This window comes from Aequorivita sublithincola DSM 14238, from assembly GCF_000265385.1.
Taxonomy (GTDB): Bacteria; Bacteroidota; Bacteroidia; order Flavobacteriales; family Flavobacteriaceae; genus Aequorivita; species Aequorivita sublithincola.
This window is the reverse complement of sequence record NC_018013.1, coordinates 1,167,410-1,193,072: the sequence shown is the minus strand read 5'-3', so window position 1 is coordinate 1,193,072 and position 25,663 is coordinate 1,167,410. Positions and strand designations below refer to the sequence as shown.

The window sequence follows — 25,663 nt, the reverse complement described above, 5'->3', positions numbered from 1 at the left end:
ATTAATGTTTACAAAAATCCACGGAAAACTGTTATTCGCAATAAAAATTCAAAGGCAATCAAGACAAATGCAAAAATGGCCCACGGGCGAAACATCTCGTCATAATTTGTGTATTTGAATTCTTCGATATCTGTTTTTTCTAACTTATTTATTTCTTCGTAAATCTGTTCTAATTTGGTATTGCTTGTCGCTCTAAAATATTGTCCGCCAGTTTTTTTAGCTATTTCTTTTAGTAAGGCTTCATCAATTTCCACTTTTACATTTCCGTATTGAAAACCGCCGTCTGGGCGAATTCCAATTGGAGACATTGCCATTCCGTTGCTTCCAATACCTATAGTGTAAACTTTAATTCCGAATTCCACCGCAAGCTCGCTCGCTATTTTTGGGTCTATGAAACCTGAATTATTCACACCGTCTGTTAGTAAAATAATCACTTTACTTTTGGCTCGGCTATCTTTTAAACGGTTTACAGCCGTTGCAAGTCCAGAACCAATGGCAGTTCCGCCTTCAATGGTCGTATTATATTCCATACTTTTTAGAGACGAAAGAACAATAGTTTTATCGCTCGTTAAGGGTGTGCGCGTGTAACTTTCTCCTGCATATTCCACCAAACCGATGCGGTCGTTTGGCCGACTATTTATAAATCTGGCGGCTACGGTTTTTAATGCTTCCAAACGATTTGGCTTTAAATCGCGCGCCAACATACTTGCCGAAAGGTCCATTGCCATCACGATATCAATCCCACGAGTGGTTTTTGTTTTTGTGGTTTCGTCAACAGTTCTTGGTCGTGCCATTGCAATGATTATTGCCGAAAGCGCTAAAAGCCGAAGTGCAAAAAGGAAAGGTTTTAATCGTGCTAACCAATTTTTTCCAGATTTGAAACCTTCTATGCTTGATATTTTAAGTGAAGCAGTTTGTCGTTTTCGCTTCCATAAATACCATAGCACGAGCACTGGAAGTGTAAGGAACAACCAGAAAAACTGCGGATTTACAAATTCGAAATTATTGCCCATCTTTCTTTTCTGAAATTTGAAGCTCTATGGAAGCTTCAATTCGTTTTTTAATTTGTTCGGCGTATTTGCCATCGTCTTGATAAACTATCAAAACTTCCTGCAAACCGTTTTCCTGCGCAAAAAGCAATAGTTCATAAGAGCTTTTCTGCTTCATCACTTTATTATCTGAAACTTGTACGTTGAAGTCGCCATAAGCTTTCAAGCCTTTTATTCCTTTATCGGTTTCAAAATCGTCTCGTTTTACGATTAAATTTTTTGCTCCACTTTGCTGAAGATCGTCCAATACTCCGTCCAATGCTGTTTCCAAAGCAACATCCTGTTTTTGGCCAAATTGTGTCGTGGAAACCAAAATATAAAGAAGAGAATTCATTTCGCCATAGGTGAAATAGTCTTTCCCGCTAACCATACTTCTATCTGCGTTCGTGACCGTTGTTTCTAACCTAACAAGTACTTCGGGTGTTTCTAGAATTACTGCGGGATTTCCGTATTCGCTTTTTACCCAACGATTTTCGGCTAATTTGCGTAAGTCATTTCCTAAAACTTTATCTTTTAAATTATCAAAACCAGTAGCAACTCCAAAGATAATTCCAGCTAAAATAATTGCTGCAATCACGCCCGAAATACCCAAAATCCATTTTCTGTGTTTGCGTCTTCTCTTAAGTTTTTCGAGATACTCCTGATTTTCTAAAAGTTCTTCTTCGGTTGGCTCTGGAACGGCTTCGTGGGTTTCGTTAATGATTTCCTCGATTGTTTTTCTATCCACTTCTGCTTGTCCGGCCAATTGGTTCATTTTTGCAAACTTCACCAAATCGGCACGTTTGAAAATTAAATCCAGCTTGCGGATGGTTTCCAAATCGAAATCGAAACTTCCGGCGTCTTTGTGCATCATTAAGCGATTTATAAGCTCGTCACTGGTACTTTCCAATGCGGCTTCATCCACTTCGCGATCTAAGTAGCGTTTTACAATTTCAGTTAAACTGCTGTAATATTCTTTACTTTTATCTTCCTTTAAAAGTTGGGTATTGTCCAAATTTTTTAAAGCAAAGATGGCTTCTTCATAGGGCGGCAATTGTTTTGCGGCGGCGTCTTTTCGTTTTTTTCTTCGGAATAAATAAATTGCAAGTCCAACGATTAATAGTATCGGAATTAGCCAATATAAAAGCAACAACCAATCAAACGGCGGACCTTTCACTTCAACTGCAGCTTTTATGTCGAACATTTTCTGTTTGGTAGTGTCCACAACAACATCTTTTACTTCCACTTTTATGGAATCTGTCAAAAATGGTTTGTTATTAATGAAAATACGCTGCGGCGGAATTGTGAACTTGCCGCTGTCAAACTGCGTTAAGCCGTATTTTTTGATGAGGCGTATTTTTGAAGCTTCAAAAGTTGTATCGGTTTTGTAAGATTCAATCATTTCCAAAGGCGCAAAAGTTTGCTCTTCGGGAAAAACCACAACATCGGTAGAATCTGCTTGTACGCTTATGGTGTAAAGAATTTCTTCACCAATCTTGATTTTTGTGGAATCGATGGAGGAGGTTACTTGTGAAAAGGAGATAAAAGAGCAAAGAAGAAAGAAGAAAGAAAATAGAGAATAGCGGTTGTGCTGAAATTTTAAATTTCGGTTTTTATGATTACTATTTTTTCTAATATCTAACATATAAAATCTCACGTCTATCTACTAACGTCTTTTAAAATAACCCAACAATTTTTTTACATAACTTTCATCAACCCTACAACTTAGAGCACCTGCGCCACTTTTTGTAAATGATTCAGTAAAATAATCCACACGTTCGCGGTGGTAACTGTAATATTGGTTACGCACACTTTTGGAACTTGTATTCACTAAAAGTAATTCGCCCGTTTCTTGGTCTTGCATTTCAACCATTCCGAGGTTTGGAATGGTTTCTTCCGCTTTATCATAAATGCGAATTCCGGTCACATCGTGTTTTCTCGCAGCTATCTTTAAAGTATCGCGATAATTGTCTGCAATGAAATCTGAAAGCACAAAAACGATGGCTTTCTTTTTCATTACGTTACTTAAAAATTTAAGTGCTTTTGCTAAATCGGTTTTGTTGCTTTTTGGTTGAAATTCTAGCAATTCACGAATAATTCGCAGTACGTGCGATTTCCCTTTTTTCGGTGGAATGTAAAGTTCTATTTCATCAGTAAAAAGAATCAATCCCGTTTTGTCATTATTTTGCATTGCTGAAAAAGCAAGGGTTGCTGCGATTTCAGTAACTATTTCATTTTTGAACTGTTCCTGAGTTCCAAAAAATTCGGAGCCGCTAATGTCAACCATCAGCATCAATGTAAGTTCGCGCTCTTCTTCAAAAACTTTTATAAAAGGCTCGTTGTAGCGTGCGGTAACGTTCCAATCAATATTTCGAACGTCGTCACCAAATTGATATTGGCGCACTTCGCTAAAAGTCATGCCGCGACCTTTAAAAGTACTGTGATACTCGCCACCAAAAACGTGATCGCTCAAGCGTCGCGTTTTGATCTCGATTTTTCGTACTTTTTTAAGAAGTTCTTTAGTATCCATCGTTTCAGCGGTCAGTGGTCAGTGGTCAGTATTCAGTAGCGCTTTAGAACTGCACACTGAATACTGACCACTGAATACTACTTTTTACGGTACTTCAATTACATTCACAATCTTGTTGATGATTTCTTCGGAAGTAATGTTTTCCGCTTCCGCTTCGTAAGTGATGCCAATTCTGTGGCGAAGCACATCGTGCACAACGGCGCGAATATCTTCCGGAACCACATAACCACGACGACGAATAAACGCGTAACATTTTGCAGCGATGGCAAGGTTGATACTTCCACGTGGAGATGCGCCAAAGTTGATAAGTGGTTTTAAATCTGCAAGACCATAATTTTCAGGATTTCTGGTAGCGAAAATAATATCGAGAATGTATTTCTCAATCTTTTCGTCCATATAAACTTCGCGAACGGCAGCTTGTGCTCTTAAAATCTGGTCAACAGTAGCAACAGGATTCACTTGTTCATAATCACCTTTTAAATTCTGACGAATGATTAATTGTTCGTCGGCAATCTGTGGATATTTTATTACCGTTTTCAACATAAAACGGTCCATTTGTGCTTCTGGCAAAGGATAGGTTCCTTCTTGATCAATCGGGTTTTGGGTTGCCATTACCAAAAATGGTTTATCCAACTTAAAAGTAGTTTCACCAATGGTAACTTGTTTTTCCTGCATCGCTTCTAAAAGAGCGGATTGTACTTTGGCAGGAGCACGGTTAATCTCGTCTGCAAGAACAAAATTTGCGAAGATTGGACCTTTCTTAATGCTGAAATCGTTCACCTTCATATTATAAATCATCGTTCCCACAACGTCTGCAGGAAGCAAATCTGGGGTAAACTGTATTCGGCTAAAAGATCCGTGAACTGCTTTTGCAAGCGTGTTGATTGCGAGGGTTTTTGCAAGTCCGGGAACACCTTCTAAAAGTATGTGTCCTTGACCCAAAAGGCCGATCATTAGGCGTTCCACCATATGTTTTTGGCCCACGATTACTTTGTTCATTTCCATTGTAAGGATGTCCACAAAGGCACTTTCCCTTTCAATTTTTTCATTTAATGCCCCAATGTCAAAGGTCGAATTTGTATTTTCCATGCTATATTTAGATTCAATGTAATGTACTCTTTAAAAAGACGGTGCAAATTGAAAATTTATTGATTAAAAGGCTGTTAACAATTGGTTAAAATATAAAGTGCTGAAACTTAAAGTTTTCTTAGCGTTTGTAGGCATTTGTTAAGTTTTTTAATATTGAATAAATTGTGTGTTTGAAATATTTTAGAAATAGTACTTTTATTAAAAAATATAGTATGCAAAACAAAACAGCATTTATAACTGGAGCAACTTCGGGAATCGGAATGGCAACGGCGAAACTTTTTGCCAAAAACGGATTGAAAGTAATTCTCTGCGGAAGAAGAGAAGATAGATTGAAAAATCTTTCTGAGGAACTTTCGAAATTTACAGAAGTACATACTTTAGGTTTTGATATTCGGAATAAGGACGACGTTTTTTCAGCGATAAAATCACTTCCGAAGAACTTTTCAGAAATAGACATTTTACTGAATAACGCTGGTAACGCCCACGGAATGGACACGATTGACGAAGGAAATACCGATGATTGGGACGCGATGCTCGATATTAATGTGAAAGGTTTACTTTATGTTTCCAAAGCAATTCTTCCTAAAATGCTTGAACGAAAAAGCGGTCATATTATAAACATTGGTAGTACTGCAGGAAAGGAAGTCTATCCAAAAGGGAACGTTTACTGCGCCAGCAAACACGCCGTAGATGCCATAAATCAAGGAATGCGAATTGACCTAAACGGAAAAGGAATAAAAGTAGGAGCCATAAATCCAGGCCTGGTTGAAACCGAATTTAGTGAAGTGCGTTTTAAAGGAGATTCTAGCCGTGCTGAAAAAGTCTATCAAGGTTTTACGCCTTTAAAACCCGAAGATATCGCAGATATCATTTGGTTTGCAGTAACGCGTCCGCCTCATGTTAATATTGCAGATTTGACTGTTATGTGTTTGGATCAGGCAAGTAGTACTATTGTAAATAAAACTTAAAATGAAATGTCTCCCAGAGCGCAGTCGAGGGGTTTCTTAATTCAAATAATCTTTTTTTAAAGAGGTCTCGACTGCGCTCGATCTGACATTAAGCTATTATGATTAATAAACGTCTTCTCATAAAAAACCTACTCGCCCACAACGACGAGAGTAGCTTCTATGATAAAAAGCGAAAAATTGATCTTGGAAGTAAAGAGGGAAAGGCGAAATTTTTGAAACATATTTGTGCGCTAAGCAATAGCAATCCAGCAAACAATTCATTTATCGTTATTGGTGTTGAAGACGAAACCAATGAAATTCGTGGCGTAGATTTTTTTGACGACAGCAAGATCCAAAACCTTGTAAACGCCTATCTCACTAACGCACCACTCATTATATATGAAAACGTAGCTTTTCCAAACTTACCTTCAGATAGAGTGGTAGGATTGGTAACGATTCGTCCAAACGGGAAAATTACTTCACTTCGTAAAAACATTTGGAAATATTGGGGCGGCTCCATTTTTCTTCGAGACGGCAGTATTTCGATGCCGAAGGATTTTGATATTGAAATAAAAGATGTGAATTCTGAAATCGTAAAATCCATAGAAAATTCTGCAAAAAACAATATTGAATTAACATTGGACGGCGTTATGGATTTTATAACCAACCGTCACAAAGATTTAGAAAATCACTACAAGGTTTTCAAAGAACAGTTTGTTCTTTGTTGGGCAGGAAATCCAAAAAAAGTTCGAAAAAATCTTTATTATTCCCGTGTGGATATTGAGTTAATTAACGAGCAGGTTCGTCTTTTTTATTCGGCTTTAGATGAGGTGAGCATTGAGTTTACTGATGACTATTTTAAAACTGTAGAATTTGTACATCTGGGATTGAACGAGCAGTTTAAGTATTATCCGTTGGAAGAGGTGACCATTCATTTTCAAGAAAATGGTTCGTATCAAATGGATTCAAAACTTATTTTTGAACCGCCAAAATTCAACAGAAAGACACTTTTTCATATATATAATTCAAATAATGCCGTACTGGAAAAGTTGAAAAAGAACATTCCATTAACCACTTCCGAAGAAAAAGATCTGCGCAATTTGCCATCTACCTATCTTATATGTTATTTAAACGATTTTGAAGATGCAAAGGAAAAATTGCTGGAAGCCAAGGAGTTTTTGAGAGATTATGATGCCGAAGCTTATCAACTTACAAAGGAATCCTTACGGATTTTGAGGAAGGTAAGTTATAATTAGTATCCATTTCAACCTATTTTTATATCTTTAAACTTCAATATTAAATTTTTATAATAATGGGCATATTCGATACAATCAAAGAAAAACTAAGCAATGAATTTATTGACATCATCGAGTGGCTGGATTATACGGATGACACTATTTGTCATCGTTTTGAACGCTACCAAAACGAAATTAAAAACAATGCAAAACTAATTGTTCGCGAAGGACAGACCGCTGTTTTTATAAATGAAGGCCAATTGGCAGATGTTTTTAAACCGGGAACATATACATTAAACACTCAAAACATGCCAATTTTAACCACTTTGAAAGGTTGGAAATACGGTTTTGATAGCCCGTTTAAAGCTGAGGTTTATTTTGTAAACACCCATCTTTTTACTGATGAAAAGTGGGGAACCAAAAACCCGATCACGTTGAGCGACGATCGTTTCGGTTTGGTTGAAATTCGTGCTTTTGGAACTTATGCCTACAGAATTAACGATGCTGGAAAATTCATAATTGATATTGTTGGAACCGATAATAATTTCACCAATTTCGAAATCAACGAACATTTAAAAAGTCTTATTGCTACACGTTTTACAGATACGGTAGGTAAAGCGAATCTTCCCATAGAACTATACGCAGCAAATACTACAGAGCTTTCTCAAACTTGCAAAGAGGTGATGCAGCCAGAATTCAATAGTGTAGGAATTTCTTTGGAAAAATTCTTCATTGAAAACGTTTCCATGCCCGAAGATCTTAAAAAGGAAATCTTCGAATACAGCCGTTTAGACAAATTAGATCTTGACAAGCTAACCAAATTCAAAACAGCTAAAGCCATCGAAGCTGCCGCAGCAAATGAAGGAGGAACCGCTGGCGCAGGAATGGGTATGGGAATGGGTTTCGTCCTTGCGCAACAAATGGGCGGAATGATGAATCCGCAGATGGGCGGACAGCAAGTTCAGCAACAACAGCAACAAGGAGGAATGATGCCACCACCGATGCCAGCTGCAATTCAGTATTTTTATGCAACAAATGGTACGCAAGCAGGACCAGTTAGTTTACAACAGTTGCAAAGTTTGTTTGCAAATAGAACAGTAAATCGAGACACTTTGGTTTGGAAAGCAGGTTTGTCTGAATGGACGGCACTTCAGCAAGTAGAAGAATTGAAATCCTTTTTAGGAGGAAATACACCGCCACCACTTCCACCGCAACAATAATCTACCGCAACTCTTCTAGGGTTCAAAACCCAGGAAGAGTTTTTTTTAAAATGGAAGAAACTTCACCCAAAAAATCCGAACTCAAAAAATCCTGTGTCAATTGTGGCGCAGAGCTTACTTATGCCCCGGGAACAACAGAGTTGAAGTGTGATTATTGTGGTTATACGCAAACGATTGCTCCTTCTGAAAACGAGTTTGAGGAACTGGAGTTAAAGCCATATTTAGAAAAAATGGGTTCGCAAAGTCACAGCGAAGAAATTACTATGCTTCATTGCAAAAACTGTGGAGCCAACCAGCATATTGAAGAAAATTATAAATCACTTTCTTGTATTTATTGCGGTTCTCCATTGATTATTGAAGATGCTTATAAGGAAGAATGGATTCTTCCTGGAGCAGTTTTGCCATTTCAGATAGATCAGAAAAAAGCACATCAAATTTTAAAAAAATGGGTCGATGGGTTGTGGTTTGCACCAGACAATTTGAAAAAAGCCGCAATAGATCCCGATAATACAAGAGGTTTGTATGCGCCATATTGGACGTTCGACGCTCAGCTTTATGCAAATTATACTGGCCAGCGCGGCGAATATTATTACGTCAGCAGAACGGTGGGCAGTGGAAAAAATAGGAGAACTGTGCGAGAAAGAAGGACACGATGGTATCCGGCTTCAGGAAACGTTTCGGGATTTGTAGACGATACTTTGGTGAGGGCATCCAATCAAAAAAAGGGCGTGTTACCCATGGATGTAGCGCGGTGGAATTTAAAAATGCTGCAACCTTTTGACAGTTCTTATCTTTCTGGTTTTGTTACCGAAAAATACACTATTCCACTTTTAGATGGCCACAACGAAAGCAATAAAGTTGCTGAAAGCATTGCAGATACTTGGGTTAGACGTGACATTGGGGGTGATACTCAGCAAGTTTCTTCAATGAATATGAAACTTTCGGAGGAAACATTTAAACACATTTTACTTCCAGTTTATGTAAGTACGTATAGATATAAAGGAAAACGCTACAACTTTTTTGTAAACGGACAGAGCGGTATTATTTCTGGAGAGCGACCGTATTCATTTTGGAAAATTTTCTTTATGGTACTTGCAATTCTTTGTGTAATTGGTGCTATTTACCTATTTTCATAAATATGAGAACAGTTGTAATTGGTGATATTCACGGAGGCTTGAAAGCTTTAAAACAGTTGATGGATAGTGCAAACCTTCCTAAGAACTCTCAATATATTTTTATGGGAGATTATGTGGACGGCTGGAGCGAATCTGCTGAGGTGATTTCATATTTAATCAATTTTTCTCAAGAAAACGATTGTATTTTCATTCGAGGAAATCACGATGAGTTGCTCTATAATTATTTAAAAACTGGCGAAAAGAATCCTATGTGGCTCAGTCAAGGTGGTGAGAGTAGCGTTAAAAGTTATTCAAAACTGTCAAAAATTGAAAAGGGAATTCATCTTCGTTTTCTTGAAAACCTTATTAACTATCACATAGATTCTGAAAATAGACTTTTTCTTCACGCGGGTTTTACCAATCAACACGGACCGCAAAATGAATACTATTCAAATATGGTTTATTGGGATAGAACTCTTTGGGAAATGGTTTGCGCGATGGATTTGGATATTTCTCAAGAAGATGACAAATATCCAAAACGCTTAAAGCTTTTCAAGGAAATCTACATAGGCCACACGCCCGTAACTCGATTGGGTTTTAATAAACCAGCCAATTTTGCCAATGTTTGGAATGTTGATACAGGAGCGGCTTTTAGAGGAAAACTTTCAATGTTGGATGTAGATTCCAAAGAAATTTGGCAAAGTGAAGCTGTTCATTTCCTCTATCCTGATGAAAAAGGCAGGAATTAAGACTTTTTTATAATAAATTTCGTCATTCACTGACTATCTTTGTAGTTACCCAAAAATGAAGCTATGGCACTCAAAAATATACGACTTGAAGTAATGAAAACTCTTGAAAAAGAAGTTGATAGTTATATTGATCAATATCTTATTCCTGTGGAAAAAATTTGGCAGCCAACAGACCTTTTGCCCGATTTTCAGAATGAGAATTATATGGACGAAGTAAAGCAACTTCGCGAAGAGGCCAAAGAATTAGGTTATGATTTTTGGATTGTTTTAGTAGGAGATATGGTTACGGAAGAAGCATTGCCAACCTATGAAAGTTGGTTAATGGACATGGAAGGAATAGACCAACACGGTCGTAACAGTTGGAGTAAATGGATACGTCAATGGACGGGAGAAGAAAACCGACACGGTGATACATTAAACAAATATTTATATTTATCGGGAAGGGTAAATATGAGAGAGGTTGAAATAACTACACAACATTTAATAAACGACGGTTTTGAAGTAGGAACTGGTCGTGATCCGTATAGAAATTTTATTTATACAAGTTTTCAAGAATTGGCAACCAATGTTTCACACAGTCGCGTTGGGAAAATAGCCAAAAAACAAGGAAACAAATCGCTTGCAAAAATGTGTAACCTTATTGCGGGTGATGAAATGCGTCACCATTTGGCGTATCGCCATTTCGTAAAAACTATTTTTGAATATGATGCGAGTGAAATGATGATTGCCTTTCAAGATATGATGCAGAAAAAAATCATTATGCCCGCTCAAAATCTACGTCAAAGTGGTGGAAAAATGGCTTCAGCTTTTGATGATTTTAGTAATGCAGCGCAACGTTTAGGTGTTTACACAACATACGATTATATCGATATTTTAGAAAAACTGAACGCTCATTGGGAAATTTCAAAAATAGCAAACCTGACTGATGAAGCTGAAAAGGCTAGAGATTATCTTTTAAAATTACCTTCAAGAATGCTCCGTATTGCTGATAGAATTAAAATTCCACAAGACGTCAACCGTTTTAAATGGGTTGAGCCGAATGGGATTGTGTAAAACAAAAAAAGCCGTTTCGATTGAAACGGCTTTTTAATTTTAATAACTGATTTTTACAAATCAAACTTAATTCCCTGTGCCAAAGGTAATTCGTCAGAGTAATTAACTGTATTTGTTTGTCTTCTCATATATACTTTCCAAGCATCAGATCCAGACTCACGGCCTCCACCTGTTTCTTTTTCACCACCAAAAGCACCACCAATTTCTGCGCCTGAAGTACCAATGTTTACATTAGCAATACCGCAATCTGACCCTGCAAATGATAAAAACTTTTCAGCTTCTTTTAATTCATTGGTCATAATTGCAGATGATAAACCTTGTGCAACCCCGTTTTGCATATCGATAGCATTTTCTACATCGCCGCTGTATTTGATTAAGTATAAAATAGGAGCAAATGTTTCGTGTTGTACGATTTTAAAACTGTTTTCAGCTTCAATGATTGCTGGTTTTACGTAGCATCCACTTTCAAAACCTTCACCTTCTAAAACGCCACCTTCAACGAGAACTTTTCCGCCTTCGGCTTTTGCTTTTTCAATTGCTTTTAAATAAGTGTCAACAGATTCTTTATCGATTAATGGGCCAACGTGATTTTTTTCATCTAACGGATTTCCAATGACAATTTGCTTATAAGCACCAACAATTGCGTCTCTTACTTTATCATAAACACTTTCGTGAATAATCAATCTTCTAGTTGAGGTACAACGTTGTCCACAAGTTCCAACAGCTCCAAAAACGGCTCCTGGCACAACTACTTTTAAATCTGCAGTTGGAGTAATAATTATGGCATTGTTTCCACCTAATTCCAATAATGATTTTCCAAAACGCTCAGCCACTTTTGCTCCAACAATACGGCCCATTCTTGTAGAACCTGTTGCAGAAATTAGAGGAATTCTTGAATCCGTGGTCATCATTTCGCCAACTTTATAATCACCGTTGATGATTGAAGAAATTCCTTCTGGTAGATTGTTTTCTTTTAAGACACCTGCGATTATGTTTTGGCAAGCTACGGTACATAAAGGAGCTTTTTCGCTTCCTTTCCAAACACAAACATCACCACAAACCCAAGCCAATGCTGTGTTCCAGGCCCAAACCGCTACAGGAAAGTTAAATGCTGAAATAATGCCAACAATCCCAAGAGAGTGCCATTGCTCACGCATTACGTGACCTGGACGCTCAGACGGAATGGTTTGACCGTTTAATTGTCGTGAAAGTCCAACTGCGAAATCGCAGATGTCAATCATTTCCTGAACTTCGCCGTAACCTTCTTGCAAAGATTTCCCCATTTCATAAGAAACTAGTTTTCCTAATGGTTCTTTCATTTCGCGAAGTTTGTTACCAAATTGGCGTACAATCTCTCCTCGCTGTGGCGCTGGCATAGCTCTAAAAGATAAAAAAGCTTTTTGCGCAGAAGCAATAACTTGCTCATATTCTTCTTTTGTAGTGGAGGTTACTTTACCAATTAATTCGCCATTTACTGGAGAATAAGAAGCTATTTCTTCGCCTCCCGGAAACCATTTATTTCCTGTAGAAGTTCCGTGGTTTACGTCTTTAATTCCTAATTGTTCCAATGCTTCTTCTATCCCGAAGCTAGTGGTTGTTGCTTGCATATATTAATTTTTAATATTCCTGCGAAGGCAGGAATCTCGTTATTATTTTGTAATTTTTTAATAGAGCGCAAAGGTACACAATGCGCTGAAGAATGGAAAAAGAAACGATATCTGTTTGAAAAATACGCTGTTAATCTTTTGTGAAACGTGGATCGGCTTCCATAACGGTACCACAATTGTCACAAGTACGTAGTTCTTCGCTTCCGTAGAAATGTTTAAAATGTTTCAAAAAATCGGTTTCAATATCACTTAATGGGAAGTAAACTTCGTATAATTTATTATTGCAATTGTCGCAAAACCAAAGCAGACCATCTTTTCCTTCAAGATCGGTACGTTTTCTTTCGATAACCAAACCAATTGAACCTTCGCTTCTGCCGGGTGAATGAGGTACTTTTCCGGGATGCAGATACATATCGCCTGGACCGAGTTCCATTACTTTCTTTTCGCCATTTTCTTGGATTGCAACTTGAATAGTACCTTCTAATTGATAGAAAAGTTCTTCGGTTTCGTTGTAGTGGTAATCCTTTCGAGCGTTTGGTCCAGCAACAATCATAACGATATAATCGTCTGATTCTACATATAAATTTTTATTGCCTACTGGTGGTTTCAGTAAATCACGATTTTCTTCTATCCACTTATTTAAATTGAAAGGTTTTTTGATAGCCATGGCCGTATTTTTTGGTGTTTCCACGTAAAAATACGGCATTTAGACTAATAGAAAAAGGGATTAGGGTTACTTTTTATAAAAGAGCATCGTAAAATAATTTCGGTTCTTAGAACACTTCATTACACCGAGCCCTGCGTGGGTATAATTGCCTTCAATAATTGCTCTATGCCCAGGACTTTTAAGCCAAGCACTAACAGCTTTTTCGGCGTTTTCATAGCCGTATGCGACGTTTTCGGCTACGGCTTTTGCACCATTGTAATGTTTTATTCCATCAGAGCGGTATGGAAAATTGTCGTGATTTATCGCTTCTATTTCTATCATATATTCAGTGTGACTTACCGCAAAGGCGGAAGCATATTGATAATCAATTTGAAGCGAATTAAGACCCAAGGTAGCTCTATGGAGGTTGATAAGATCTGCGATTTCATCGGACATTTCCCTATCATTTTTTTGAGCAAGCAATAGGTCTATGTTATACATGCTTTTTTTGTCTTCATTCGAATCCTCTTTAGAACAGGAGGAAAATAGCAGGCATAATATTGCCACTGCAATTAGTTTGCTTTTTAATAGTTTCATAAGTGGGGATATCAAACTTTAGGCTTGATGTTAATGCCAAATATATCTTAAAAAAATTAAGATTTATGTATTTAGTCGAAAAAATATTACACTTTGTCGGAAAAATATATCAAACTTAGTGTTTAAATAATTTTAAAAATGGTCTAAAGCACCGAAAACATTGTATTTTAGCATATATTAGAGAAAAATTTAAAAAGAAGAATTATGATCAAAATTTTAACGTTTTTCATTGCTTTAACACTTGTTGGTTGTAAAAATGATAAGATATCCACTTCTGAAACTTTGATTCTATCGAAAAAATCCAATAGTAATGAAGAAAATTTCGGTATTGTAATTCACGGGGGCGCTGGAACTATTCTGAAAGAAAACATGAGCGATTCCTTGGAAGCCGCTTATAAAGCAAAACTGAAAGAAGCCATTTCCGTAGGTTATGAAATCTTGAAAAACGGCGGAACATCTTTGGAAGCAGTTACACATACTATTAATGTAATGGAAGATTCACCACTTTTCAATTCAGGAAAAGGAGCCGTTTTTACACACGAAGGCTCAAATGAATTGGACGCTTCTATTATGGATGGTGCAACCCTAAATGCTGGAGCCGTTGCAGGAGTAAAACACATTAAAAACCCAATAGATCTTGCTCGCGATGTAATGCAGAAAAGTGAACACGTAATGCTTTATGGTGCTGGCGCGGAAGAATTTGCGCAAACGCTAGGTTATAAAATGATGGATACTTCCTATTTCTACACTAAAAATAGATATGAGTCTTTGCAACGTGTTTTAGAAAAAGAAAAAAATAATAACACAAATAAAATTTCTTTTGTAGATCCATTTATTAAAAACTCAAAATTTGGAACCGTTGGTTGTGCCGCTTTAGATAAGCACGGCAATCTTGCTGCTGGAACCTCAACTGGTGGAATGACAAACAAACGCTGGAGCCGCATTGGCGATGCGCCAATTATTGGTGCTGGAACGTATGCAAATAATGTAACTTGTGCGGTTTCTTCTACGGGTTGGGGCGAGTTTTTTATTCGGTCTGTGGTTGCTTATGACATTTCTGCATTGATGGAATATAAAGGAATGAGTTTACAAGACGCTGCAAAAGAAGTTATTCAGAAAAAAGTTCCAGCACTTGGCGGTGATGGCGGTATTGTTGCCATTGATAAGGATGGAAATGTGGCGATGGAATTTAATACGGCTGGAATGTATCGTGCCACGATGAATGATGAAGGAGAATTGATCATTAAAATCTATAAAACAGATTAGTATTTAAAAGTTTCTGTTAATTCCATCCCAAATGTTAAAATTGAAAATACGATTTCAAAACTATTCTACGTTCAAACTATAATTCCCACCCAAAAAACATATTTCAGAAATGTTTTCAAACAAAACCAACCCGTTTTGCTTTGTAAGCCAATCAATTTGCTTTATTTTTAAATGATTATAACCATCGCTTATGAAAACCTCACTAAAGTTCTTATCCGTAGTTTTATTGCTTTTTGTTTTTTCTTGTAAAGACAAAGACCAGCATTCTGAAACCGACAATCTTTTTAAATTTAAAGAATACATTTCATACAATACTTTCGGAAACCAATCTATCACTACAGATATTCGCGTAGAGCTTTCAAAACCATTAGAACAATTTGAGTTAACCCAAGAACTTTCTGCGGAAGAATATTTAAGCATTTCTCCAAAGACTTCGGGAAAATTAGTTGTTGAAAACGGCAAAACCCTAGTTTTTCACCCTTCTGAAAATTTAAAGGCGGACACAGAATATTCGGTAACGGTTAAACTGAACAAGTTTTACGAAGACATTGCAAAAGAATTCAAAAGCTACACTTTCAGTTTTCATACAATCACCCCAAACTTTAAAGTAGATATTGGCAAACTTCAAAGCTACAGTAAGCAATGGCAATATGTTGAAGCTTCCGTTGAGGCATCGGATGTTATTTCTTTGGAAAAAGCCAAACAATTGGTTTCAGCTTCACAAAACGGTAAAAATTTAAAGTTGAAATGGCCTTCGGAAACGACCGATGCGCGATACTTCAACTTTACAATTGACAGTATAAGCAGGAAAATGAAAGATTCCGAAATCCTAATTAAATGGGATGGAAAATCTATTGATGCTGAAAATAAAGGGGAAAACACCTTTGCAATTCCTGGTCAAAATAACTTTACAATCGTTTCTATTAGTAGCACTTTAGCGCCAGCAGCACTTTTAAGCATTAATTTTTCAGACCCATTACTGGAGAATCAAGATTTTGCAGGTTTGGTTACCATTGAAAACACGAGTAAATTACGATACGAAGTAAACGGAAACGTTTTAAATGTATATCCGTCGAACAGAATTGTGGGCAACGTAAAAGTCACCGTTTTCACAGGAATCAAAAACACAGAAGGTTTTGGGTTGAAAAAAGAATTTTCAGAACTCGTTTCTTTTGAACAGTTAAAACCTGCTGTTCGGATGATTTCAAAAGGCGTTATTCTTCCAAATTCTACTTCAACACCCGTTTATTTTGAAGCAGTAAACCTTTCAAAAGTTGATGTTCGCGTCATCAAAATCTACGAAAATAACGTACTGCAATTTCTTCAAAGTTATGATTTGAATGATAATAATACCTACGATATTAAACGAGTGGGACGAAGAATTGCCAAAAAAACTATCGATTTAAAAAACGCTGGCTTGGGAAGTGATAATAGCTGGAAGGCTTACGCAATCAACCTTTCAGAATATTTTAAAGCAGATCCAGGTGCCATTTATCAACTGGAACTCAGTTTCAAAAAAGAGTATATAGCCTATGATTGTACCGAAACTACTTCGGAAGCTACTGAAGAAAACGATGATGAAGAGGATGAATATTATGACGATTATTACGAAGAAGATTCCTATTACGCAGAAGATTCTTCCGAAGATGAAGAGCTTCGTGAAGAGCGCTATTGGGATAACGAGATTTACAGATGGCGAAACTATAATTACAATTGGCAGCAACAGGATAATCCTTGCCATTCCGCGTATTACAACCAAGACAGAGTAGTTACCTCAAATATTTTGGGTTCAGATTTAGGATTGATCGTGAAAAAAGGAAACAACCGTTCTTATCATTTTATAGCGACAAATCTAATCTCCGCAAAACCCGAAGGTGGCGTAAAAATTAAACTTTTCAATTATCAGCAACAACTTATTGAAACTGTTACCTCAGATGGCGATGGAATGACACTTTATGATGGAACTAAAAATGCCGCTTTCGCTGTTGCCCAAAAAGGAAACAATTTTGCCTATGTAAAGTTGGAAGACGGAAACGCACTTTCAATGAGCAATTTTGATATTTCTGGGAAAGAACTTCAAAAAGGTTTGAAAGGATACGCATATACTGAACGTGGCGTTTATCGTCCTGGCGACAGTATTCATCTTACTTTTGTATTGAACGACAATGCAAATCCGCTTCCAAAAAATCATCCGGTAACACTTTCCGTAACCGATGCTCGTGGAAAATTAGTTCAGAGAAGTGTTCTTTCGTCTCAAAATTCAGCAGTTTCAAAAGGATTTTATTATTTCCCAATTGCAACGGATGCTTCTGCACCAACAGGAAATTGGAACGCAACTATAACCGTCGGTGGTGCACAATTTAGCCACACATTAAAAGTGGCAACTATTAAACCAAATCGCCTAAAAATAAAACTAGATTTTGATGACGAAATTCTAGACGCAACAAAACCAGTAAAAGGAACGGCAAGCGCAATGTGGCTTCACGGCTCGCCTGCACGTAATTTGAAGATTGATATGACGGCGACGCTTCGTTCAAGCAATACTGCCTTTCCAAAGTTCTCGAAATATAATTTTATAGACCCAATCCGTACGTTTTCAGAAGTTGAAATCCCGGTGTTGGACACACAACTGTCTTCTGAAGGTGTAACTGCTTTCAGCCAAAAAATGGAAGTAGGAAAAAATGCGCCCGGAATGTTGAAAGCTACATTTTTGACGAAAGTTTATGAAGGCGGCGGCGATTTTTCAATGGATATTTTCTCGAAAGATTTAGCTCCTTTTTCACATTTTGTAGGTTTAAAATCTCCCGAAGCTGGACGTTACGGATCATATTTTACGGATGAAAACACAAGTTTTGATGTAGTTTCAGTTGATGCACAAGGAAAAGCTGCCGCCAATCGTGAGCTTGACGTAAAAGTATTTCAAATAGAATGGCGTTGGTGGTGGAATCGCGGAAGTGACAATCTTTCTTCCTATGAAAACTCCACTGTTCATCGCCCCGTAAAAGAATTCAAAATAAAAACCAATGGCAGCGGAAAAGGAAAATTCACCGTAAATATTCCCGAAGAGGAAGGTGGCAGGTATTTGATTCGAGTAATCGATAAAGAATCGGGCCACGCCACCGGACGCATCACTTATTTCTACAGAAACTGGTGGCAACGCCCAAGCGATGGAGATTCTGAAAGCTCGCGGATGTTAGTTTTTTCAGCAGATAAAGAAAAATATAATGTAGATGACGAAGCGTTTATAACTTTTCCTTCGGGAAGCGATGGCCGCGCACTAATTAGTGTTGAAAACGGCACCGAAGTTTTGGCAACACATTGGATTGAAACCAAAAAAGGCGAAACCAAAGCTGCTATAAAAATTACTAAGGAAATGGCGCCGAATATTTATGTGAACATTTCGCTGCTTCAACCGCACAGCCAGACAAAAAACGATTTGCCAATTAGGCTTTACGGCGTAATTCCGCTTTTGGTGGAAGACCCTTCAACTGTGCTTCATCCTAAAATTAATATGCCAAATGTTTTGAAACCCGAGGAGAAATTCACCGTAAAAGTTTCCGAAGAAAAAGGCAAAGCAATGACCTATACTTTGGCAGTCGTAGATGAAGGTTTGCTAGATTTAACCCGTTTTAAAACGCCACCCATTCACGAAGCTTTTTACAGCCGCGAAGCCCTTGGCGTGAAGACCTTTGATATGTTCGATTATGTAATAGGTGCATATTCCGGCAGTGTAGATAATATTTACGCAATTGGTGGTGGCGATGTCGCTGAAGGTGCGAAAAACCGAAAAGCAGACCGTTTTAAACCAGTCGTTAAATATCTTGGACCATTCGAACTTGCAGCCGGAAAAACTGCGACTCATAATATCTTGATGCCAAATTATGTTGGTTCGGTTAGAACTATGGTTATTGTTGGTGATAATGCGAAAAGTGCCTACGGAAATGCTGAAAAAACCACGCCCGTCCGGACTCCGTTGATGGTATTGGCATCGCTTCCACGGAAATTATCTCCGGGTGAAAAAGTTACACTTCCCGTAACAGTTTTTGCGATGGAAAACAAGGTGAAAAGCGCCACCATCACTGTAAAAACTGGAGCTGCGTTGAAACCGATAAATGGTTCTTCAAAAACGGTTTCTTTCAGTTCTCCAGGCGAACAGATTGTGAATTTTGAATTCGAAGTTCTTCCAACAAAAGAGTTTCAAACCATAGAAGTTACTGCTTCCGGAAATGGAGAAAAAGCGAGCTATAAAGTTGAAATTGATGTTGAAAATCCGAATCCTATTTCGCAAAAATCAACCAATTATACTTTGGAAGTAAACGCTTCTCAAACCATTAATTTTGAAACCTTTGGAGTGCCAGGAAGTAATACTGCGATGCTTGAATTTTCAACATTACCGCCAATGGATTTTGGAAAACGGTTGGAATTTTTAATTCATTATCCGTACGGATGTTTGGAGCAGACCACTTCTTCTGGATTTCCACAGTTATATATGGCAGATGTTTTTGATATTCCTTTCAATAAAAAACAAAAAATTGAAAAAAATGTAAAGTCAACTATTGAGCGTTTGGGGAGATTCCAACTTTCCAACGGCGGACTTTCCTATTGGCCCGGCGAGCGTGAAGCTGATGAATGGAGCACAAATTACGCAGGTCATTTTATGCTTGAAGCCAAACAAAAAGGCTATGCGCTGCCAATAAGTTTTATGAGTAATTGGCTATTATACCAACAAAATACAGCGCGCCAATGGCGAAACAGTTATAAAAGTTACAATTCAAGTTTAACACAAGCTTACAGACTTTATACTTTAGCCTTGGCTGGAAAACCAGAACTTGCTGCAATGAACAGACTTCGCGAAAGTAAAGAACTGAGCAATGACGGCAAGTGGCGACTCGCAGCAGCTTATGCCTTGGCTGGAAAGAAAAATGTGGCCCAGCAAATTGCGCAAACAGCAAACATAAACTTTGTACCTCAAAAACATGATTATTATACTTATGGCTCTCCGTTTAGAAATCGTGTGATGGCTTTGGAAACGCTAGTTCTTTTAGGTGATGCAAAACAACGTGATTTGGCAATTTCTGTGGCAAAAGATTTATCTTCTGGCAAATGGTACAGCACGCAAGAAACGTCCTACGCCTTGATGGCAATGGCGAAAATGGTTGAAAAGAACGGCGGAAAATCAATGGAACTTACATTTACAAACGGCGGAAAATCGGTTGCCTTAAAAACCGATCGTGCTATTGCGCAGCGAGACCTTTCGTTTGTGATGGGCGGTAATTCCGTTTCGGTTACAAATAAAAAAGGAAACGTAATTTACGTTACACTTTCTCAAAAAGGAAAATTGCCTTTAGGTCAAGAACTCGCTGAGCAACGCAATCTATCTATAAAATCTCAATATCTGGATGGCGCTGGAAAACCTATAGACGTAACAAAACTGCGACAAGGAACTGAAATTATTGCAAAAGTGAGTATTACGAATACTTCTGGCGATTGGATAAATAATGTAGCTCTCGCTAAAATCTTTCCAACTGGTTGGGAAATTGTAAACACAAGTTTTAGCGAATTAGGTGGCGGCGCAAGTGGAAATGCTCGTTACACAGACATTCGTGACGACCGCGTGAATTTCTTTTTTGATTTGAATAGAAACGAAACGAAAACGTTTACGGTAAAATTGAATGCTTCCTATTTAGGAACGTATTATTTGCCAGGAACACAGGTTGAGGCGATGTATGATAATTCGTATTATGCTCGTAATAACGGGATGTGGGTAACGATTGAACAATAAAATCCCTTGAAGTTTGATAAAAAGAAAATAATAAATAGGATCAGTAAACACAAAATAAAATTTAGTGTTTTGCTGATTCTATTTCTAGTTTGGCTATTCTGTTTACCTTCTCCATTATTCAATGTACCAACCGCAACAGTTGCAGAAAGCAGCAGCGGACAAATGCTGGGCGCAAGGATTGCGGATGACGGCCAATGGCGATTCCCACAAATGGATTCGGTGCCAGAACGTTTTGAGAAATGCATTCTCTATTTTGAAGACGAGCATTTTTATTGGCATCCTGGTTTTAATCCAGTTTCGATTTCAAAAGCTCTTTGGAACAATCTTACAAGCGATTCCCGTCGCGGTGGAAGTACGATTACCCAACAAGTAATTCGGCTTTCCCGAGATAATAAAGGTCGAACCTATTTCGAAAAAGTGATTGAAATTTTTCAAGCAACACGTTTGGAAGCTGGTTTTAAGAAAAAATCTATTTTAAATTTATATGCTTCCTACGCGCCTTTCGGTGGAAATGTAGTTGGCTTGGAAACTGCTTCTTGGCGCTATTTTGGGATTCCAGCGAGCGAATTGAGTTGGGGGCAATCGGCTGCTTTGGCGGTGCTTCCAAATGCCCCATCATTAATTTTCCCTGGCAAGAACGAAGCAATTCTAAAGAAAAAAAGAGATGCATTATTGCTGAAGCTTTTCAATAATAAAGTGATTGATGAAACTACGTATCAATTGGCTTTAGACGAAAATCTACCTGGAAAACCATTGCCATTGCCAGAATTTTCTCCGCATTTAACTGAAAAAATCAGAAAAGAACATTCTGGGCAACGAATTGAAACTACGATTGATTTTTCGCTTCAACAAAAAGTGAATAACATCGTGAAAGAGCACCACTATATCTTGGCGCAAAACCAAATTCACAATCTCTCGGTTTTGGTTTTAGACGTAAATACCCGCGAAGTTTTAGCGTATGTGGGCAACTCGCCAACAACCCGTGAGCATAATAATTATGTAGATGTTATTGAAAAATATAGAAGCACAGGAAGTATTCTGAAACCATTTTTGTTCACTTCACTTTTGGATGCTGGCGAAATTCTTCCGAATACATTAGTTGCGGATATTCCAACAACAGTAAATGGTTACACTCCTGAAAATTTCGATAAAAAATTCAATGGCGCAGTTCCAGCAAGTGTTGCACTTTCTCGTTCACTAAATATTCCAGCGGTGCGAATGTTGCGCGATTTTGGGTTTCAGCGATTTTACAATATTCTTGGGAAAATGAATCAGAAAGCTATTAATAAACCCGCAGATTATTACGGTCTTTCCTTAATTCTCGGAGGCGCGGAAAGCAGTTTGTGGGATATTACAAAAGCGTATGCAGGTATGGCTTCTACTTTAAATTTCTTTAACAATTCTTCTAGCGAATACAGAAAAAATGAATTTGTAGAACCAGTTTATGTAAAAAATCACGATGAAATTGACTTTGGAGAAATTCAACAAAAACCTTCCGTTTGGAATGCGGGAGCCATTTACGAAGCTTTTGAAGCGATGGAAAAAGTAAACCGTCCGAGCGGCGAGGAAAACTGGGAGTTTTTCACAAGCAGTCAACCCCTTGCGTGGAAAACAGGAACGAGTTACGGTTTTAAGGATGCGTGGGCCGTTGGAGTTACACCAAAATATGCAATAGGAATTTGGGTGGGAAATGCCGATGGCGAAGGTCGTCCCGGATTAACAGGGCTTCAAGCCGCCGCTCCCGTTTTATTTGACGTCTTAAATGTTTTGTCAATCCCGATAGCTATCGGGAGGTGGTTCAAAATTCCCTATGATGAATTGGTTGAGGTTGAGGTTTGTGCGAAAAGTGGCCATTTAGCTGGACTTTTTTGTGAAGAAACCAAAATGGAATGGATTCCAAAAAACGGGTCGAGAACTGATGCTTGCCCATATCATCAAACCATATTCTTAAATGCTTCGGAGAATTATCAGGTTAATTCTTCGTGTTATCCACTTTCAGAAATGGTTCAGAAAAACTGGTTTGTTTTGCCGCCGGTTATGGAATATTATTATGCTTCACTTCATCCAGAATACAAACCGTTGCCCTCTTTTGCGCCAAGTTGTTTGCAGGATGGCGAAAAGTTGATGGCTTTTATTTATCCGAAGAGAAACGAAACGGTTTTACTTCCAAAGAACTTTGATGAAAATGTAAACGAAGTAATTTTTAAACTTGCGCATCGTTCGCCCGAAAACACAGTGTATTGGTATTTGGATTCAAAATATATTGGGAAGACAGAAACCTTTCATGAGTTGGCGGTTTCGCCGAAACCCGGAAGTTATATTTTGACAGTTGTGGATAGTGAGGGGAATGAACTGAAAGAGAAAATTGAGATTGAAACGCTTCAATAATTATTAAAAAAAGAGGCTACCTTTTGCAGATAGCCTCTTAGAGATTTTATGTTCGGAATTAATTATTGCTTCACAAATCGAACAACGCTTGATTTATTTTCAGAATTAAGCTTTACCAAATACGTTCCAGATGTTAAAGCTGAAACATCAATCTGACCTACTCTTTGAATTTCTGAAGTATAAATTCTTTTGCCTAAGATATCAAATATTTCAACTTGATAGTTTGAGGAAGCATCACTCAATTCTATTGTAATTTGCTCTTTTGCTGGGTTTGGGTGAAGACGGAACTCCAAATTTTGATTATCCTGAATGCCTAAAGTTTCATTGGTATATCTTGCAACAACTATTGCAGAATCATTTGCTCCTGCTGGATAAGAGTACCCTGTTAGGATAATTTTATTGTCGGGTTGTAGTGCAATTGCATAACCGTGATCTTCTCTTCCATCTACATCTGTACTCACTTTTCCATCAATTCCAAAAGTAGTATCTAGCTCACCATCGGTATTAAAACGAACCATTGCAAGGTCGTAATCGAATAGCTTTACTGTTCGGCCTGCCAGGATTACTTTGTCATCCGCCTGTATAATCATACCGTTGGTATAATTGGCTTCATCTACAATTTGGGCAGTCGCCACGCCATTGGTTCCATAAGTAGTATCAAAATTTCCATCGCTGTTCAATCTTACCACTGCAAAATCATAACTAAGTCTTGGGTTACTCGTAATGTAGGTGTGTCCGCCTAATACAATTTTTCCATCAGACTGAATAGCTAGCGCTGTCGCAAAATCTTGGTCAATACCAATGTTAAAAAATACTTTTCCACTATTCCCGAAACTGTTATCTATAGTTCCATCTGCATTAATTCGTGCAGCGGCCATTTGATATCTACCTACTGAATTTATTGCAAATCCGGCCATAACAATCTTGCCATCATTTTGAAAAGCAATGTCCTGAGTATAGCTCGAAGAGCCATCAAAGTTGATAATGGACCATTCATTTGTTCCAAAGCTTGTATCGAATGTTCCATCAGTATTGAATTTTGCAACTGAAAAAGTACTGTCAGAATCTCCAGCCAATAATATCTTCCCGTCGTCTGCTATTAATAAAGACGAGGAAACATCACTTCCTCCAGAACTGGCAATCACTATTCCGTTTGTTCCAAAAGAGTTGTCTAAAGAGCCATCGGCATTAAGTCTTATTAAAGCAAAATCACCAGAAACATTATCATATGTCCTAGCTCCAATAACAATCTTTCCGTCATTTTGAAGTGCAACATCTGTTGCGTAAGATTTAGCAGATCCAACTGGGATAGTAAGTGTTCCTGCGTTACCAAAAGTAGGGTCTAAAGTTCCATCCGTGTTGTAACGGATAACTGTTGCCTTATAGGTTGCAGGTGTCCCTGCATAACCAGCAATAATTATTTTTCCATCGGGCTGAACCGTTGTGGCCATTCCGAAATTGTAGGTTGAAGAAACTTGAGTGGTTACAATTCCGTTGGTTCCAAAGGAAGTGTCCAAAATTCCGGATTGAGCTTGGGTAGCCATCACGGATACTAGTACTAATAATAAAGTGTAGAGTTTGTTAATCATCATATTGTATTTTGTTTAAATTTTCGCCGAAGATATAGCTTTAAATAGATATTAGAAGTTTAAGAGCCTGTTTAGGCTTCCGAATTCAAGAATTCAAAAACTATTCAGTATCGGAATTTATATTCTATGCTGTTTTATATGTTAGTTTTCGTAATAAAATTTGCGGTATTATCAATTTTATTTCAATTATGATATCTTTTCTATTGCTTTTGATAAATTTTGCGTCAAAAATATTCACTTTCTAATTTTAACAATTTTTTATTATACGATTGGTTCGGATAATAGCGAACTAAACGTACCTTTGTGCCTTGATAATTTAATGAAACTTATATTTTGACTAAGCGAAAAAAATTAATAGAAAAGCTGGGAGTTTACTTTGAGAACAAGGAGCATCTTGCTCCTTTGGCTGCACGAATTCTTTCTACCTTAATATTAACAGGGAAACAAGGTATTACGTTTGACGCGTTAGTACTTGAATTATCTGCCAGCAAAAGCACCATTTCTAGTCATTTAACTACGCTTCAGGCTGCAAATCGGATTACCTATCACACCAAATCTGGCGATCGTAAAAAATATTTTACACTAGTTCCAGATGCTATGATTCAATCAATGGCAGAAATGGTGAAAAACTGGAAATGCGAACGAGAGCTACACGTTGAAATAATGGATTATAAAAAGGAAATTAATGAAACGCTTCCAAAGAATTCCGAGCAACACTTTGATTTGGAGTTTCACACAGAATATTTAGAGTTTCTAGATCAAGCGAGCCTATCTATTGAAAAGCTTAAAAAAAGACTTACTGAAAAAAATAAAAACGACTAA

Annotated in this window: 18 protein-coding genes; 10 read left to right on the top strand and 8 right to left on the bottom strand. The window is 37.7% G+C overall.

Going from position 1 to position 25,663, the window contains the following annotated elements:
* Nucleotides 1-8 precede the first annotated feature (8 nt).
* From AEQSU_RS05495 to AEQSU_RS05480, 4 genes are all read right to left on the bottom strand, one after another.
* The gene (locus AEQSU_RS05495) at nt 9-1,013 is read right to left on the bottom strand and encodes a vWA domain-containing protein (RefSeq protein ID WP_014781866.1); all 1,005 of its coding nucleotides are present in this window, start codon (nt 1,011-1,013) and stop codon (nt 9-11) included.
* Nucleotides 1,003-2,673, bottom strand: a complete 1,671-nt coding sequence (locus AEQSU_RS05490) for a cytochrome c-type biogenesis protein (RefSeq protein WP_014781865.1) — start codon at nt 2,671-2,673, stop codon at nt 1,003-1,005. Before AEQSU_RS05490 ends, AEQSU_RS05495 begins: the two co-directional genes overlap by 11 nt.
* 21 nt (nt 2,674-2,694) lie before the next feature.
* Entirely contained in the window at nt 2,695-3,558 is an 864-nt protein-coding gene (locus AEQSU_RS05485) for a DUF58 domain-containing protein (RefSeq protein WP_014781864.1), read from the bottom strand.
* A gap of 84 nt (nt 3,559-3,642) precedes the next feature.
* Nucleotides 3,643-4,647, bottom strand: a complete 1,005-nt coding sequence (locus AEQSU_RS05480) for an AAA family ATPase (protein WP_014781863.1) — start codon at nt 4,645-4,647, stop codon at nt 3,643-3,645.
* A gap of 212 nt (nt 4,648-4,859) precedes the next feature.
* On the opposite strand from AEQSU_RS05480, the gene AEQSU_RS05475 reads away from it, so the two are divergent.
* The 6 genes from AEQSU_RS05475 (at nt 4,860) to AEQSU_RS05450 (ending at nt 10,966) form a co-directional block, all read left to right on the top strand.
* The gene (locus AEQSU_RS05475) at nt 4,860-5,615 is read left to right on the top strand and encodes an SDR family NAD(P)-dependent oxidoreductase (RefSeq protein ID WP_014781862.1); all 756 of its coding nucleotides are present in this window, start codon (nt 4,860-4,862) and stop codon (nt 5,613-5,615) included.
* A 98-nt stretch (nt 5,616-5,713) separates the two neighbouring features.
* Entirely contained in the window at nt 5,714-6,850 is a 1,137-nt protein-coding gene (locus tag AEQSU_RS05470; RefSeq protein WP_014781861.1) for an ATP-binding protein, read from the top strand.
* A gap of 56 nt (nt 6,851-6,906) precedes the next feature.
* The gene (locus AEQSU_RS05465) at nt 6,907-8,049 is read left to right on the top strand and encodes an SPFH domain-containing protein (RefSeq protein ID WP_014781860.1); all 1,143 of its coding nucleotides are present in this window, start codon (nt 6,907-6,909) and stop codon (nt 8,047-8,049) included.
* Between the two features lie 50 nt (nt 8,050-8,099).
* Nucleotides 8,100-9,185, top strand: a complete 1,086-nt coding sequence (locus AEQSU_RS05460; RefSeq protein ID WP_014781859.1) for a TFIIB-type zinc ribbon-containing protein — start codon at nt 8,100-8,102, stop codon at nt 9,183-9,185.
* A 2-nt stretch (nt 9,186-9,187) separates the two neighbouring features.
* Nucleotides 9,188-9,913 (top strand): metallophosphoesterase family protein, encoded by a 726-nt coding sequence (locus AEQSU_RS05455; protein WP_014781858.1) that lies wholly within the window; start codon nt 9,188-9,190, stop codon nt 9,911-9,913.
* A 63-nt stretch (nt 9,914-9,976) separates the two neighbouring features.
* On the top strand, nt 9,977-10,966 hold the full coding sequence (locus AEQSU_RS05450) for an acyl-ACP desaturase (protein WP_014781857.1): 990 nt from the start codon (nt 9,977-9,979) through the stop codon (nt 10,964-10,966).
* Nucleotides 10,967-11,019: 53 nt separating this feature from the next.
* Here AEQSU_RS05450 and amaB read toward each other — a convergent pair whose 3' ends face one another.
* From amaB to AEQSU_RS05435, 3 genes are all read right to left on the bottom strand, one after another.
* Complete coding sequence (gene amaB, locus AEQSU_RS05445; RefSeq protein ID WP_014781856.1) at nt 11,020-12,573, bottom strand: L-piperidine-6-carboxylate dehydrogenase; 1,554 nt, start codon at nt 12,571-12,573, stop codon at nt 11,020-11,022.
* Between the two features lie 130 nt (nt 12,574-12,703).
* A complete protein-coding gene (locus AEQSU_RS05440) occupies nt 12,704-13,240 on the bottom strand; it encodes a 3-hydroxyanthranilate 3,4-dioxygenase (protein WP_014781855.1) in 537 nt (178 codons plus the stop codon).
* 66 nt (nt 13,241-13,306) lie between these two features.
* Nucleotides 13,307-13,816, bottom strand: a complete 510-nt coding sequence (locus AEQSU_RS05435) for a CAP domain-containing protein (protein ID WP_014781854.1) — start codon at nt 13,814-13,816, stop codon at nt 13,307-13,309.
* A gap of 204 nt (nt 13,817-14,020) precedes the next feature.
* Here AEQSU_RS05435 and AEQSU_RS05430 point away from each other — a divergent pair, with 204 nt between their 5' ends.
* The 3 genes from AEQSU_RS05430 to pbpC all read left to right on the top strand — a co-directional run bounded on the left by AEQSU_RS05430 (nt 14,021) and on the right by pbpC (nt 23,252).
* Complete coding sequence (locus tag AEQSU_RS05430) at nt 14,021-15,082, top strand: isoaspartyl peptidase/L-asparaginase family protein (protein WP_014781853.1); 1,062 nt, start codon at nt 14,021-14,023, stop codon at nt 15,080-15,082.
* A gap of 190 nt (nt 15,083-15,272) precedes the next feature.
* Nucleotides 15,273-20,864 (top strand): Ig-like domain-containing alpha-2-macroglobulin family protein, encoded by a 5,592-nt coding sequence (locus AEQSU_RS05425; protein WP_014781852.1) that lies wholly within the window; start codon nt 15,273-15,275, stop codon nt 20,862-20,864.
* A 69-nt stretch (nt 20,865-20,933) separates the two neighbouring features.
* A complete protein-coding gene (gene pbpC, locus AEQSU_RS05420) occupies nt 20,934-23,252 on the top strand; it encodes a penicillin-binding protein 1C (RefSeq protein ID WP_014781851.1) in 2,319 nt (772 codons plus the stop codon).
* Between the two features lie 62 nt (nt 23,253-23,314).
* On the opposite strand, the gene AEQSU_RS05415 is transcribed toward pbpC, so the two are convergent.
* Nucleotides 23,315-24,844, bottom strand: coding sequence for a T9SS type A sorting domain-containing protein (locus tag AEQSU_RS05415; protein WP_014781850.1), 1,530 nt, complete (start codon nt 24,842-24,844; stop codon nt 23,315-23,317).
* Between the two features lie 330 nt (nt 24,845-25,174).
* Here AEQSU_RS05415 and AEQSU_RS05410 point away from each other — a divergent pair, with 330 nt between their 5' ends.
* On the top strand, nt 25,175-25,663 hold the full coding sequence (locus AEQSU_RS05410; RefSeq protein ID WP_014781849.1) for a GbsR/MarR family transcriptional regulator: 489 nt from the start codon (nt 25,175-25,177) through the stop codon (nt 25,661-25,663).